This window comes from Streptomyces cylindrosporus (genome assembly GCF_022698165.1).
GTDB classification, from domain to species: Bacteria; Actinomycetota; Actinomycetes; order Streptomycetales; family Streptomycetaceae; genus Streptomyces; species Streptomyces cylindrosporus.
Genome location: NZ_JALDAY010000010.1, coordinates 165,825 through 180,335, shown reverse-complemented (window position 1 = coordinate 180,335; position 14,511 = coordinate 165,825). Strand labels below are relative to the sequence as shown.

Below are 14,511 nucleotides of genomic sequence, written 5' to 3'. Positions count from 1 at the left end.
TGGTCCTCTCGGGCTTGCGCGTCGCGCGGATCGCGTGCGGCGAGTACGTCAAGTGGTGGGTGGGCTCAGCGGGTTGGGGAGCCGGTGGTGAGCAGGGCGGCGAGGGCGTCCGCGGTCTCCGGTTCCTGGAGCATCGTGTAGTGGTCGCCGGGGACCGGCAGTCGGCGGATCGGACGTCCGCTCAGCTCGGTCCAGCCGAGGTCCGGGCTGTCGGGCAGCAGGGAGCCCTCGGGCTTGACGACGGTGACGGTGCGGTCGAGCGGGGCTGGCAGGTAGCCGACGGTGCACCGGTTGTTGCGGACGAGTCCGGTGTGGAACGCGGTGTACAGCTTGCGCAGCCCGGCCGGTTCGGTGCCGTCGGGCAGGACTCCCTGGGCGGTCGCCTCGGTGAGCAGCACGCCCAGTCCGTCCTGCTCACCGAGGCCTTCCAGGGCGCCCGGCGCCAGGGTGAGCCGACGGCGGCGCTTGGCGCCCAGGTACATCGCGAACCAGCCGAGGAGCATGGCGGGCCGGAGCTCTTCCTCCGGCCGCTGGAACGCGGCGACGGGCGCGATCGAGTCGAGCACGACGAGGTCCTCGACGCGGTCGCCGAGCCCCTGGCCGTCGAGGCGGGCGGCGATCTCGTACGCCACCACTCCCCCGAACGACCAGCCGACGAGTGTGAACGGCCGCTCGGTGAGCCCCGCTTCGGTCAGTTCGGTCAGGCAGCGTTCGGCGAGTTCGCGGACGCCGATGACGGACAGGGTCGGCACCAGGGCGGCGGCGAAGTACTCCGGGACGGTGCCGAGGTCGAGCAGGTGCGGTGCGCCGTCCTCGGGCAGCCGGGCCAGGGCCGTCTGCCAGACGCCGGCCGGCAGGGCGCCCGGGTGGACGGCGACGACTGTCCTGGCCGCGTCCGGACGGGGCGGACCGAGGGGCGTCAACAGGCGCTGTTCCGGCCCCCGTTGACGTCGTACGGCCTGCTCAGGCCGCTGCGACATGGCGGTCGCTCTCCTCGGCGATGTGCTCGGACAGGGCGGCGATCGTCGGGTGGTACCAGAGCGCCGTGGCCTCCAGTTCGAAGCCGAGCCACTTCTCCAGCTCGCCCGCGAGGATCAGCGCCTCCGTCGAGTCCAGGTCGAACTCGTCGAAGTAGCGCTCGACGTCGATCTGCTCCGGTCCGACCCCGAGCCGGATCGCGAGCTTCTCGACCAGCCAGGCCCGGGCCTCTTCGGCGGTGACACGCTGCATGGAATTCCCCTGTTCCTTCTGTGCCTTCTGTTTCCTGCTGTGCCTTTTGTTTTCTGCTGTGCCTTCTGTTTCCTGCTGTGCGGTTCAGTGACGGGTCCGCATCTCGCGCGCGACGGCCTCGGCGGCCTTGCGCCCGGAGACGAATCCGGCCTCGTGGGAGCCGATGAGGTCGACGCCGATACGCGGCGCGTGGAAGTAGGAGCCGGCCAGCTTGATGCGGCCGCCGGGCGCGTTGACGTCGTAGATCGTGCGCTGCATGGCCCGTACTTCCAGATCGATGACCGGGTGGGTGAACGGCAGTTCGCGTACGACGAGTTCGTCGCGCGGGGCGATCGGCGAGTCGAGGGTGACGAAGTAGTCGTGCTCGGCGGTGAAGCCCTGCAGGGAGTTCATGTAGTAGGCGACCCAGGTGCGAGGGTGGCCGTCGACGGTCTTCAGGCCGTAGTTCCAGCTCTGCCAGCGCTCCCGGCTCGGCGGCATGCTCGACGGGTCGGTGTGCAGGATCGCCCGGGTGGCGCTGTAGCGGACCTTGCCGAGGATCTCCGCCTGGCGCAGCGTGGGGTGTTCGAGGACGGCGCGGGTCTGGTCGGCGTGCGCGGCGAGCACGGCGTAGTCGTACTTCTCCTCGCCCGCGGCCGTGCCGACGACGACCCCGTCCGCCTCCTCCCGCACCCGGGTGACCTCGGCGCCGGTGCGGACCTTGCCGTTGATGCCGGCGACGACCCGGCGGACGTACTCGATGCTGCCGCCCGAGACGGTCTTCCAGGCCACCGAACGCCCGCCGAGGCCGCCGGGGTCGTGGGACATGAAGAAGGCGATCACGGTCGTCGCCGGCATCTCCCAGATCAGTTCGGCCGGCACCGACCAGACGGCGGTGGCGAGCAGGACGACGTAGCCGTACTTGAAGGCGTCGGTGTAGCCGCCGCGGTCCAGGTAGTCGCCGAGGGAGAGGTCCGTGCGCTTGCGCAGGAAGTCGCGGGGCGCCTCGCGGTGGAAGCGTTCGGCGTCGCGCCACAGGGGCAGGAAGTCGGCCGGGTAGCGGGCGGCGATCTCGGCCTCGGTCAGCTCGAACTCGGCGGTGCCGTAGTCGAGTCCGCGGTCGAGGTCGAAGAAGTCGAAGCCGCCGGTGTGGTCGAGGGCGGGCGCGCCGAGCTTCTCGAAGAAGGCGGTGAGTTCCGGGTAGGTGCGCGCGTTGAAGACCACGAAGGCCGTGTCGATGCCGATCGTGCGGCCGCCCTCGTCGACTTCCACGGTGTGGGCGTGGCCGCCGGGGCGGTCCTGGCTCTCGTACACGGTGACTTCGGCGTCGTCCGGCAGGTGGTGGGCGGCGGAGAGTCCGGAGATCCCGGCTCCGACGACAGCGACACGGGTGGTCATGGCAGGGCTGCACCTCGGCTCGAACAGTTCTCGGGAACGGTCACGGTGAGGCGCAGAGGGCTGATACCTCTGAGGTGGGTGGCGGTCCGCGGCGTTGCCCGGCGGACGGCGTACGAGCAAGGTAGGGCGGCCCGGAAAACGGGGTCAATCGCCGCATCGGCGAGGGGACATCGGCCATCGAAGGCTCCGATGGGCCGGCGGGCCGGGTGTCCGGATCCGGGCGTACGGGGCTCCGTGGGCGCGACTGCACGCAGTCCGCCGCATTCACTCTTGCGGGGGTGTACGGAACGCGGCGCTCGCGGACTCTTATGAATGACCCGCCACTTCCGCACGGCCTGCCCCCGACCGCTCTGCCGAGGAGACCCTTCATGCCGACGATTCCCTGGATGCCCGGTACCGCGAAGGACGGCACCGAGCCCGCCGGGCCACCGCTGGTGATGGCCTCGCGGCTGGAGCTGCGCTCGCTGCTGGGCGTGCCGAAGTTCTTCCTGCTGTCGCTGGTGGTCTTCCAGCAGGTGCGCCGTTCGCCCGGGCTGCTCGGTGCGTCCCTGAAGGCGGAGCCGTTCAAGCGCACGTTCTGGACGCTGTCGGCCTGGCGTGACCAGGAGGCGCTGGACGCCTTCGCCCGCACCGACCCGCACGCGAAGAGCGTGCGCGGACTGCGCCCCGGCATGAAGGGCTCGGTGTTCGTCTTCTGGAACACCGAGCAGGAGCGCCTCCCGATCACCTGGGACGAGGCGCAGCGCCGCCTCGCCGAACAGGCCGAGAAGGAGGCGCAGTCGACATGAGCACGGTCTCGGCCACCACGGCGGACGCCCGGCCGGCTGCCGCCGTCCCCCGGGGCCGTCTCGTCCTGCTGGCCGCCTGCCTCGGCCTGTTCATGTCGTTCATCGAGGTCACCGCGGCCATCTCCACCCTGCGTGCCCTCCAGGTCGACATGCGGGTGGCGCCCGCCGACCTGAGCTGGGTGTCCAGCACCTACACCCTGGTGGTGGCGGCCTGCGTGCTGTCGGGCGGGGCGCTGGGCGAGCGGTTCGGGCGGCGCCGGGTGTTCGTGACCGGCACGGTCCTGATAGCGGCCGGCTCCCTGGTGGTGGCGACGGCGCACACCTACCCGCAGGTGCTGGTGGGCCGGGGCATCAGCGGCCTCGGCGGCGCCCTGGTCCTGCCCACCTCGCTGGCCCTCATCACGACCACGTTCTTCGTCGACCTGCCCCGCATGCTGCGCTACATAGCCATCTGGGTGTCCGTCTCGGGCGTGGGACTGGCCGTCGGCCCGCTCCTCGGCGGCACCCTGCTCCAGACCTGGAGCTGGCGGGCGGTGTACCTGGTGAACACGCCGCTCGCGGTGGTCACCGTGGCCGTGACGCTGTACGCCGTCGCGGAGTCCCGGGTGCCCGACCGGCCGCTGGATCTGCCGGGCCAGTTCTGGGCGGTGCTGGGCCTGTCCACGCTGGTCTACGGCATAGCCGTGGGCGGCCGGGCGGGCTACGACGACCCGGTGGTGGTCACCGTGCTCGCGGTGGCGGCGGTGTCGCTGACCGCCCTGGTGGTCACCGAGCGCCGCAGGGCCGTCCCGATGCTGGACGTGCGGATGATGGCCAACGCCCGCTACACGGCGGCGTTGTGCGTCGCGGCGGCCGCCCTGTTCGTGTTCGTCGGCGTGGTCTTCCTGGAGGTGCTGTTCCTGCAACGGGTGCGCGGCTTCGGCCCCTTGGGCACCGGTGTACGGCTGCTGCCCGCGATGCTCGCCTTCGTGGCGGCGACGGCCACGGCACAGCGCCTGGCCGGCAGGGTCCGCGCGGGCCGGCTGCTGGCGGCGGGCTCGCTCGTCACCACGGCCGCGGCCCTGGTGCTGCTGCGTCAACAGCCGGACGGCTCCTACGGCGTGACCGCGCTCGGGCTGGTGCTCGCGGGGCTGGGCAGCGGGCTGGTGGTCGCCCCGTCCACGGCCGCCGCGTTCGAGGTGGTCGAGGGCCCGCAGATGGGCGCGGCCTCCTCGGCGGTGACGGCGTTCCGGCAGGTCGGTTCGGTGCTCGCGACGGCGATCCTGGGCGCGGTTCTGGCCGTCCGCTTCCTGGACACGCTCCCCGCGCAGCTCGCTGAACACCGTCTGCCGCCGCCGGTGATCGACCAGGTGGTCCAGGTCGCCCGGAGCGGAGGGAGTTCCTCGGGCCGTTCGTCACCGCGGATAACCGGCGCGGTCGGGGACGCGTTCACGCAGGGTGTGCACAGCGCGCTGTGGGTGGTCGCCGGGGTCTCCTGCATCGCCGCAGTTCTGGCCGCCGCGCTCCTGGCCCGCCGCTCCCCCAACACCCCTTAGTCACCGGCCGGACACCCCTTCAACACCCTATGGAAACCGTCCCTGACGCACAGTGTGGGGCATCTCTCTCCAGGGCGGAGATCACCAGGTCAGAGAGGTCGAAGTGGGCTGCCCCCACGCCCGATCGGACGTCCCGAGTGGCCGATCACACTGCGGGAACCTAGCGTCGTACTAAAATTTCCGGCTTGTTACGGAGCTGGAGGAGGACAACCCCAGGCAGACCTGCGGGCCCGCCAGCGCCCCGGAGGCTTCCGGGATCGAGACGCGAGGACCGATGGCAGCCATACACGAGAGCAGCGCTCTCGGCCTGCTCGACGAAGAGCTCAGCGCTGAGATCCACCAGCAGTTCGGCGACACCGCACGCTTTTCGGGAGGTCAGGCGGCCTCCCCGCGCACGCTCGTCGACATCTTCGAGGCGTCCGTGCGCTCCTACCCGGACGAACTCGCCCTGGACGACGGCTCGGTCCAGCTGACCTACCGGGAACTGGCCGGCGAGGTCGAGCAGCTGCGGCGCCGGCTCGCCGCGGCCGGAGTCGGCCTCGGGGACCGGGTGGGTGTCCGGGTCCCCTCCGGCACCAACGACCTGTACGTGGCGATCCTGGCCGTCCTCGCCGCCGGTGCCGCCTACGTGCCCGTGGACGCCGAGGACCCGGACGAGCGGGCCGAGTTGGTGTTCGGGGAGGCCGAGGTGCGGGCCGTCGTCGGCGCCGCGCACGAACTCACCGTGACCGGCCGCAGCGAGGTCCCTGCCGCCCGCCCGGGCGTCGAGCACGACGCGTGGATCATCTTCACGTCAGGTTCCACCGGCAAGCCCAAGGGTGTCGCCGTCTCGCACCGCAGTGCCGCCGCGTTCGTGGACGCGGAGGCCGCGCTGTTCCTGACCGAGGACCCGATCGGTCCCGGTGACAGGGTCATGGCGGGCCTGTCGGTGGCCTTCGACGCGTCCTGCGAGGAGATGTGGCTGGCCTGGCGCTACGGCGCCTGTCTGGTGCCGGTCCCCCGCTCCCAGGTCCGCAGCGGCGCCGACCTCGGGCCCTGGCTGGTCGAGCAGGAGATCACCGTGGTGTCCACGGTCCCCACGCTCGCCGCGCTCTGGGAGCCGGAGACGCTCAACGACGTACGCCTGCTGATCTTCGGCGGCGAGGCCTGCCCGCCCGAGCTGGTGCAGCGGCTGGTCACCGAGGGCCGCGAGGTCTGGAACACGTACGGGCCGACCGAGGCGACCGTGGTGGCCTGTGCCTCGCTGATGTCCGGCGAGGAACCGATCCGGATCGGGCTGCCGCTGGACGGCTACGAACTGGCCGTGGTCGACGAGGCCGGGGTTCCGGTCCGCATGGGCGAGAGCGGCCAGCTGGTGATCGGCGGGGTCGGGCTCGCCCGGTACCTGGACGCCGAGAAGGACGCGGAGAAGTACGCGCCGCTGGAGTCCCTGGGCTGGGAGCGGGCGTACCGCAGCGGTGACCTGGTCAAGGCCGAGCCCGAGGGGCTGGTGTTCCTGGGGCGTGCCGACGAGCAGATCAAGCTCGGCGGGCGCCGGATCGAGCTCGGCGAGGTGGACGCGGCCCTGCAGGCGCTGCCGGGCGTCCAGGGCGCCGCGGCCGCCGTGCGCACCGCCCGCGGCGGCAACCAGCTCCTGGTCGGTTACGTCGTCACCCAGGACGGCTGGGACCAGGCGGCCGCCGTCGAGAGGCTGCGCGCCGAGCTGCCCGCGGCCCTCGTCCCGCTGCTGGCACCGGTCGCGGACCTCCCGACCCGCACCTCCGGCAAGGTGGATCGCAACGCACTCCCGTGGCCCCTGGAGGGCCTGGAGACCGGCGGCCCGGCCGAGCAGCTGTACGGCACCGAGGCCTGGCTCGCCGAGCAGTGGACGGAAGTCCTCGGCATCCCGGTCACCAGTGCCCGCGACGACTTCTTCGCGATCGGCGGCAGCAGCCTGGCCGCCGCCCAGCTGACGACGAGGCTGCGCACCCGCTACCCGAGCGCCGCCGTCGTCGACATCTACCAGAAGCCCACCCTGCGCAAGCTGGCCCGCCACCTGGAGGAGTCGGCGCAGGAGGACGGCGCGCAGCGCACGATCGCCCCGGTGCCGGTCCGCGCCAGGGCGGTCCAGCTGCTGCTCCTGGTCCCGCTCTTCACGCTGCTCGGCCTGCGCTGGGCGGTCCCGCTGGCCGCGCTCGGGAACCTGCTGCCTGCCTACTCCTGGCTGCCGACCGCCCCCTGGTGGGCGCTGGTGGCCGGCGGGCTCGTGCTGTTCACCCCGCCCGGCCGGCTCGCGATCGCCGCGGGCGGCGCGCGGCTGCTGCTGCGGGACGTGCAGCCCGGGCGTTACGCGCGCGGCGGGAGCGTCCACCTGCGGCTGTGGGCGGCCGAGCGGCTGGCCGAGTTCAGCGGGGCGACCTCGCTGACCGGGTCCTGGCTGGAGCGGTACGCGCGCGCCCTGGGCGCCAAGGTCGGCCAGGACGTCGACCTGCACTCGCTGCCGCCGGTCACCGGCCTGCTCAAGCTGGGCCGGGGCGCGGCCGTGGAGTCCGAGGTCGACCTGTCCGGCTGGTGGCTGGACGGCGACCGGCTGGAGATCGGCACGGTCAAGGTCGGCGCGCACGCCACCGTCGGCACCCGCAGCATGGTCTTCCCTGGCGCCCGCGTCGGCAAGCGCGCCGAGGTGGCCCCCGGCTCGGCGGTCACCGGGCAGATCCCGACCGGCCAGCGCTGGGCGGGCGCGCCCGCGGTCAAGCTCGGCAAGGCCAAGCGGAACTGGCCGAAGCACCGGCCGCAGCGCGGCACGTACTGGCGGGTCATGTACGGCCTGACGGGCCTCGCGCTCTCCGCGCTGCCGCTGCTCGCGGGCGCCGCCGCCCTCCTGGTGGCCCGCGCCTTCATCGACGCCGACGCGCCCCTGAAGGGTGCCGCGCTCGCCCTGGTCCCCGCGACGCTGGCGTTCGGGGCGGCGTACGCGCTGCTGATCCTGATCGGCGTGCGGCTGCTGAGCCTCGGCCTGCGGGAGGGCACGCACCCCACGCACAGCCGGATCGGCTGGCAGGCCTGGACCGTCACGCAGCTGATGGACCGCTCCCGCGAGACCCTCTTCCCGCTGTACGCGGGGCTCGCCACGCCGGTGTGGCTGCGGCTGCTCGGCATGAAGATCGGGCGGGGCGCCGAGGTGTCCACCGTGCTGGCGCTGCCGAGCCTCACCACGGTCGGCGAAGGCGCGTTCCTGGCCGACGACACGCTGACCGCGCCGTACGAGCTCGGTGGCGGCTGGATGCGGATCGGGCGCGCGGAGATCGGGCGGCGGGCCTTCCTCGGGAACTCCGGGATGACCGCGCCGGGCCGCAGCGTGCCGGACGGCGGGCTCGTGGGCGTGCTGTCGGCGACCCCGAAGAAGGCGAAGAAGGGCAGCTCGTACCTGGGGCTGCCGCCGGTGAAGCTGCCGCGCAACGCGGAGACGGGCGACCAGAGCCTGACCTACGACCCGCCGGCCCGGCTGCTGTGGGCGCGCGGGCTGGTCGAGCTGTTCCGGATCGTGCCGGTGTTCTGCTCGGCGGCGCTCGCCGTCGGCACGGTGGCGCTGCTGTGCCTGCTCGGGCCCTGGGCGCCGCTGCTGTCCGGTCTGGTGCTCCTTGCCGCCGGTGTGACGGCGGCCCTGGTGTCGATCGTCGCGAAGTGGCTGCTGGTGGGGCGGCACCGCAGCGGTGAGCACCCGCTGTGGAGCGGCTTCGTGTGGCGCAACGAGCTCGCGGACACCTTCGTCGAGGTCGTGGCCGTGCCCTGGCTGGCCGGCTCGGTGCCCGGCACGCCGCTCATGACCGGCTGGCTGCGCGGTATGGGCGCCCGGATCGGCAAGGGCGTGTGGGTGGAGAGCTACTGGCTGCCCGAGACGGATCTGGTGACCCTGGAGGACGCGTCGACCGTGAACCGCGGCTGCGTCCTGCAGACCCACCTCTTCCACGACCGGATCTTGCGGACGGATACTGTTGTTCTCCGTGAGGGCGCCACGCTGGGCCCTGGCGGGATCGTGCTGCCCGGCAGCACGATCGGGGCCCGTACCACCCTGGGTCCCGCGTCGCTCGTCATGGCAGCGGAGTCCGTCCCGGACGACACGCGCTGGCTCGGTAACCCGATCGAGGCATGGCGACCCTGAGCGCGGGCCACTCGGAACCGGTGAGCGGGGCACCGGCGTCATTGAGTGGCAGCGCAGCGCAGGGAGCAGAAGCGGCAGTGGCAGTTCAGCAGTCGGCGGGGTCGGACCCGTATTTTCCGGAGCACGGTGACTCCCGGTACCGGGTGCACCGCTACGAGCTCGCGCTGGACTACCGCCCAGGTCCGAACCGACTGGCCGGGAGCGCCCGGATCAACGCCATAGCGGGCCGCTCGCCGCTGTCCGAATTCACCCTGAACCTGGCCGGCTTCAAGATCGGCCGGGTCCGGGTGGACGGCCGGCAGCCGCACTACACGCACCGCGGTGGCCGCCTCCGCATCCGCCCCGCCAAGCCGGTCCGCCCCGGCGCGGCCTTCACGGTCGAGGTGCACTGGTCGGGCAACCCGAAGCCGGTCAACAGCCCCTGGGGCGGGCTCGGCTGGGAGGAGCTGGAGGACGGGGCGCTGGTCGCGAGCCAGCCGATCGGGGCGCCGTCCTGGTACCCGTGCAACGACCGGCCCGCGGACAAGGCGTCGTACCAGATCTCGATCACCACGCCGTCCGCGTACGCGGTGGTGGCGGGCGGGCGCCTGCTGACCCGTACGACGAAGGCGTCCACGACGACCTGGGTGTACGAGCAGGCGGCGCCCACGTCGAGCTATCTCGTCGGCCTCGCGATCGGCAAGTACCAGACGGTGCTGCTGGGCGACCCCGGCCCGGGCGGCGTGCCGCAGCACGGCCACATCCCGGCGCACCTGCTCCCCGAGTTCTCCCGGGACTTCGCGCGGCAGCCGCAGATGATGGACCTGTTCCAGGAGCTGTTCGGGCCCTACCCGTTCGACGAGTACGCGGTGCTGGTGACGGAGGAGGAGCTCGACGTCCCGGTCGAGGCGCAGGGGTTGTCGCTGTTCGGCGCCAACCACGTGGACGGGGCGCGGGGTTCGGAGCGGCTGGTGGCGCACGAGCTGGCGCACCAGTGGTTCGGCAACAGCGTGTCCATCGCGGACTGGCGGCACATCTGGCTGAACGAGGGCTTCGCCAAGTACGCCGAGTGGCTGTGGTCGGAGCGCTCGGGCGGGCGTACGGCGCAGCAACTGGCCGCCGCCGCGCACCGGTTGCTGTCCGCGCAGCCGCAGGACCTGCGGCTGGCCGACCCGGGCCGCAAGTCGATGTTCGACGACCGGCTCTACGAGCGGGGCGGCCTCACCGTGCACGCGGTGCGCTGCGCGATGGGCGACGACGCGTTCTTCCGCATGCTGCGCGGCTGGGCGGGACTGCACCGGGGCGGTGCCGTGACGACCACGACGTTCACAGCCCACGCGAACCGCTTCGCGGACGAGCCGCTGAACGACCTGTTCGACGCCTGGGTGTACGGCACGGCGCTCCCCCCGATGCCGACGCAGGTCCCGGCCCGCCCGACGCACCCGCCGACGAACGCCGAGTCGGCGTAGACCGAGAATGGGCACCATGTCCCGACGTACCTCGCAATCCCCCTCCTGCCCTTGCGGTCTCGCGGAGACGTACGAGAGGTGCTGTGGCCGATTCCACCGGGGTGAGGCCGCGGCACCCACCGCCGAGGCGTTGATGCGTTCGCGCTACAGCGCCTTCGTGAAGCGCAACGAGCAGTACCTGCTGCGGACTTGGCACCCGCGCACCCGCCCCGCGACGCTCGACCTCGACCCCGGAGCGCGCTGGACGGGCCTGGAGATCCTCGCCACGACCGACGGTTCGGCATTCCACGGCACCGGCACGGTGACCTTCCGCGCGTCCTTCAGGGGCGGCGCCCTGCACGAGCGCAGCCGGTTCGAGCGGGTGGACGGGGCGTGGGTCTATGTGGACGGGGAGTTCCTGGACTGACGATCGCCGGCTAGGGCGCCAGGATGTCCAGCTCCTGCAGTGCCCCCACCGTGATCTCGCGGGTCAGTTCCTCCGCGCGGGCCGCGTCGCCCTCCCGGACCGCCTCCGCGACCTGGACGTGGAGGGTGACGGCCGCCGGGTCGGGGTCCTCGAACATGACCTCGTGGTGGGTGCGGCCCGCCAGGACCTCCGCGACGACGTCGCCGAGGCGGGCGAACATCTCGTTGCCGGACGCGGTGAGGATCACCCGGTGGAAGGCCATGTCGTGGATCAGATAGCCCTCCAGCTGGTGGCCGCGCGAGTTGGCCACCATGCCGAGCGCGCACTCGGTGAGTTCGGCGCACTGTTCCGCGGTCGCGTGCTTCGCCGCCAGGCCCGCCGCGACCGGCTCGATCGCCGAGCGCAGCACGGTCAGCGAGCGCAGCTGGTGCGGTCGGTCGGCGCCCTCCAGGCGCCAGCGGATGACCTGCGGGTCGTAGACGTTCCACGCCGTCTTCGGCTGCACCGTCACGCCCACGCGCCGGCGCGACTCGACCAGGTGCATGGATTCGAGGACCCGGACCGCCTCCCGCATCACCGAGCGTGACACGTCGAAACGCTGGGCCAGTTCGTCCGTGCGCAGAACGCTGCCCGGCGGGTACTCGCCCGCGGTGATCGCGGGGCCAAGGGTGTCCAGTACATGGCCGTGCAGCCCCCGGCCCGGTGTGCTCATGCACTCAGAGTACGTGGCGCGTCACAGCCATAAAAAGTCAGACTTATTCGTCACAGGGTCTTGAATTAGTCCTACCTAATCGGTTTCAGTTGCGTCGACGCCCGATGGCGTCCAGATGTCGAAGAGGACAGCGAGGCAAGCGATGAGCACCCCCCATGTCGTCGTGGTCATGGGCGTCGCCGGCACCGGCAAGACCACCATCGGTCCGCTGCTGGCCGCCCGGCTCGGCGTTCCCTACGCCGAGGGCGACGACTTCCACCCGCAGGCCAACATCTCCAAGATGTCGGCCGGCGTACCGCTCGACGACGCCGACCGGTGGCCGTGGCTGGACGCCATCGGCTCCTGGGCGCACGGCCGGGCGGGGCTCGGCGGGGTGGTCAGCAGCTCGGCGCTGAAGCGGTCGTACCGCGACCGGCTGCGCGCCGCCGCCCCCGATGTCGTCTTCGTGCATCTGACGGGCGACCGCGCCCTGATCGAGGACCGGATGTCACACCGTCAGGGCCACTTCATGCCGACGGCGCTGCTCGACTCCCAGTTCGCCACGCTCCAGCCGCTCCAGCCGGACGAGGCGGGCGTCGCGGTGGACGTCACCGGCAGCCCCGAGGAGATCACCGAACGGGCCGTGCAGGCGCTGAGCGCACTCCCCCACCCGGCCCGGTAGCACCCGCACCACCTCCCCCATCCCCGTATCTGCAAGGGAACCACCGTGACCAGACTCAGCGTCGAGATGCTGGCAGCGGACACCGTCGAGCCAATCACCTCGGCGGGCCACGCACAGCTGGGCATCGCCGTCCTGGCGGGCATCGCCGTCATCGTCGTGCTCATCACGCAGTTCAAACTGCACGCCTTCCTGTCGCTGACCATCGGGTCACTGGCACTGGGCGCGATCGCCGGAGCGCCTCTCGACAAGGTGATCGCCAGCTTCACCGCCGGCCTCGGCACCACCGTCGCCGGCGTGGGCGTGCTGATCGCGCTCGGCGCGATCCTCGGCAAGATGCTCGCCGACTCCGGCGGCGCCGACCAGATCGTCGACACGATCCTCGCGAAGGCGGGGGGCCGGTCCATGCCGTGGGCGATGGTGCTGATCGCCTCCGTCATCGGTCTGCCGCTGTTCTTCGAGGTCGGCGTCGTGCTGCTGATCCCGGTCGTGCTGATGGTCGCCAAGCGCGGCAACTACTCCCTGATGCGCATCGGCATCCCGGCACTGGCCGGCCTCTCCGTGATGCACGGCCTGGTCCCGCCGCACCCCGGCCCGCTGGTCGCGATCGACGCGGTCAAGGCCAACCTCGGCGTGACCCTGGCCCTCGGCGTCCTGATCGCCATCCCGACGGTCATCATCGCGGGCCCGCTGTTCTCGAAGTTCGCGGCCCGCTGGGTGGATGTCCCGGCTCCCGAGCGCATGATCCCGCAGCGTCCGTCCGAGGAGCTGGAGAAGCGCCCCGGCTTCGGCGCGACCCTCGCCACGATCCTTCTCCCCGTCGTCCTGATGCTCTCCAAGGCGCTGGTCGACATCGTGATCGACGACCCGGCCGACCTCACCCAGCGCGTCTTCGACGTCGTCGGCTCCCCGCTGATCGCCCTGCTCGCCGCCGTCCTGGTCGGCATCTTCACCCTGTTGCGGCCCGCCGGATTCGGCCGCGAGCGCCTGACGCCGCTGGTCGAGAAGGGGCTCGCGCCCATCGCGGGCATCCTGCTGATCGTCGGCGCGGGCGGCGGCTTCAAGCAGACGCTGATCGACACCGGGGTGGGCCAGATGATCCTGGACATCTCCAAGGACTGGTCGATCCCGGCGCTGCTGCTGGCCTGGCTGATCGCGGTCGCGATCCGCCTCGCGACCGGCTCGGCGACGGTGGCGACGGTCTCGGCGGCCGGCCTGGTGGCCCCGCTCGCGGCCGACATGTCGACCACCCACACGGCCCTCCTGGTCCTGGCCATCGGCGCCGGCTCACTCTTCTTCAGCCATGTCAACGACGCCGGTTTCTGGCTGGTCAAGGAGTACTTCGGCCTGAACGTCGGCCAGACCATCAAGACCTGGTCCGTCATGGAGACGATCATCTCGGTGGTCGCGGGCGGACTGGTCCTGCTTCTGTCGCTGATCATCTAGGGGTACGGGAATGAGTCATCCGCTGTTCGACATCAGCGGCCGTACGGCCCTGGTCACCGGCTCCAGCCGCGGCATCGGCCTCGCCCTGGCCCGCGGCCTCGCCGAGGCCGGCTGCACGGTGGTCCTCAACGGACGGGACGCCGGCCGCCTCACCGAGGCGGCGGCCGAACTGCCGGGGGACGTCCACACGGCCGTCTTCGACGTGACCGACGGCCCGTCGGTCGCGGCCGGCATCGCCGATGTCGAACAGCGGGTCGGCCCGCTCGACATCCTGGTCAACAACGCGGGCATGCAACTGCGCGCCCCGCTCCTGGAGTTCACCGACTCCGACTGGCACCGCATCCTGGACACCAACCTGACCAGCGCCTTCCTGGTCGGCCGGGAGGCGGCCCGCCGGATGACGGAACGCGGCCACGGAAAGATCGTCAACATCTGTTCGCTGCAGAGCGAGGTGGTCCGCCCCGGCATCGCGCCCTACGCGGCCACCAAGGGCGCGCTGAAGATGCTCACCAAGGGCATGTGCGCCGACTGGGGCCCGCACGGCGTTCAGGTCAACGGTCTGGGCCCCGGCTACATCGAGACCGAGCTGACCCAAGCCCTCGTCGAGGACGAGGAGTTCAGCACCTGGGTGCGCCGCCGCACCCCGGCGGGGCGCTGGGGCCGCACCCAGGACCTGGTGGGCGGGGTGCTCTTCCTGGCCTCGCCCGCCGCGGACTTCGTCAGCGGGCAGATCCTGTACGTCGACGGCGGAATGACGAGCGTGCTGTGAC

At 71.9% G+C, this 14,511-nt stretch carries 12 protein-coding genes; 8 read left to right on the top strand and 4 right to left on the bottom strand.

Going from position 1 to position 14,511, the window contains the following annotated elements; all coding sequences use genetic code 11:
• Positions 1-65: 65 nt before the first annotated feature.
• The 3 genes from MQP27_RS31705 to MQP27_RS31695 form a co-directional block, all read right to left on the bottom strand.
• The gene (locus tag MQP27_RS31705) at positions 66-980 is read right to left on the bottom strand and encodes a thioesterase domain-containing protein (RefSeq protein ID WP_242770269.1); all 915 of its coding nucleotides are present in this window, start codon (positions 978-980) and stop codon (positions 66-68) included.
• On the bottom strand, positions 964-1,230 hold the full coding sequence (locus MQP27_RS31700) for an acyl carrier protein (RefSeq protein WP_242770266.1): 267 nt from the start codon (positions 1,228-1,230) through the stop codon (positions 964-966). Before MQP27_RS31700 ends, MQP27_RS31705 begins: the two co-directional genes overlap by 17 nt.
• A gap of 84 nt (positions 1,231-1,314) precedes the next feature.
• Positions 1,315-2,607, bottom strand: a complete 1,293-nt coding sequence (locus tag MQP27_RS31695; protein ID WP_242770263.1) for an NAD(P)/FAD-dependent oxidoreductase — start codon at positions 2,605-2,607, stop codon at positions 1,315-1,317.
• Positions 2,608-2,975: 368 nt separating this feature from the next.
• Here MQP27_RS31695 and MQP27_RS31690 point away from each other — a divergent pair, with 368 nt between their 5' ends.
• The 5 genes from MQP27_RS31690 (at position 2,976) to MQP27_RS31670 (ending at position 10,925) form a co-directional block, all read left to right on the top strand.
• Positions 2,976-3,395: a DUF4188 domain-containing protein gene (locus tag MQP27_RS31690; protein WP_242770260.1), complete on the top strand. Its 420-nt coding sequence runs from the start codon at positions 2,976-2,978 to the stop codon at positions 3,393-3,395.
• Positions 3,392-4,930, top strand: a complete 1,539-nt coding sequence (locus MQP27_RS31685; RefSeq protein WP_242770257.1) for an MFS transporter — start codon at positions 3,392-3,394, stop codon at positions 4,928-4,930. The genes MQP27_RS31690 and MQP27_RS31685 overlap by 4 nt, the downstream gene beginning before the upstream one ends.
• Before the next feature lie 274 nt (positions 4,931-5,204).
• On the top strand, positions 5,205-9,071 hold the full coding sequence (locus MQP27_RS31680) for a Pls/PosA family non-ribosomal peptide synthetase (protein ID WP_242770254.1): 3,867 nt from the start codon (positions 5,205-5,207) through the stop codon (positions 9,069-9,071).
• Between the two features lie 77 nt (positions 9,072-9,148).
• Positions 9,149-10,519, top strand: coding sequence for a M1 family metallopeptidase (locus MQP27_RS31675; RefSeq protein WP_242770251.1), 1,371 nt, complete (start codon positions 9,149-9,151; stop codon positions 10,517-10,519).
• Positions 10,520-10,535: 16 nt separating this feature from the next.
• Complete coding sequence (locus MQP27_RS31670; RefSeq protein ID WP_242770248.1) at positions 10,536-10,925, top strand: YchJ family protein; 390 nt, start codon at positions 10,536-10,538, stop codon at positions 10,923-10,925.
• Between the two features lie 10 nt (positions 10,926-10,935).
• Here MQP27_RS31670 and MQP27_RS31665 read toward each other — a convergent pair whose 3' ends face one another.
• Complete coding sequence (locus MQP27_RS31665; RefSeq protein WP_242770245.1) at positions 10,936-11,637, bottom strand: FadR/GntR family transcriptional regulator; 702 nt, start codon at positions 11,635-11,637, stop codon at positions 10,936-10,938.
• Between the two features lie 142 nt (positions 11,638-11,779).
• Here MQP27_RS31665 and MQP27_RS31660 point away from each other — a divergent pair, with 142 nt between their 5' ends.
• The 3 genes from MQP27_RS31660 to MQP27_RS31650 are packed head-to-tail and all read left to right on the top strand — an operon-like array spanning position 11,780 to position 14,510.
• Positions 11,780-12,298, top strand: a complete 519-nt coding sequence (locus MQP27_RS31660; RefSeq protein ID WP_242770242.1) for a gluconokinase — start codon at positions 11,780-11,782, stop codon at positions 12,296-12,298.
• Between the two features lie 45 nt (positions 12,299-12,343).
• The gene (locus tag MQP27_RS31655) at positions 12,344-13,741 is read left to right on the top strand and encodes a GntP family permease (protein ID WP_242770239.1); all 1,398 of its coding nucleotides are present in this window, start codon (positions 12,344-12,346) and stop codon (positions 13,739-13,741) included.
• Between the two features lie 10 nt (positions 13,742-13,751).
• Complete coding sequence (locus MQP27_RS31650; protein WP_242770236.1) at positions 13,752-14,510, top strand: SDR family oxidoreductase; 759 nt, start codon at positions 13,752-13,754, stop codon at positions 14,508-14,510.
• The last annotated feature ends 1 nt before the right edge of the window (position 14,511 follow it).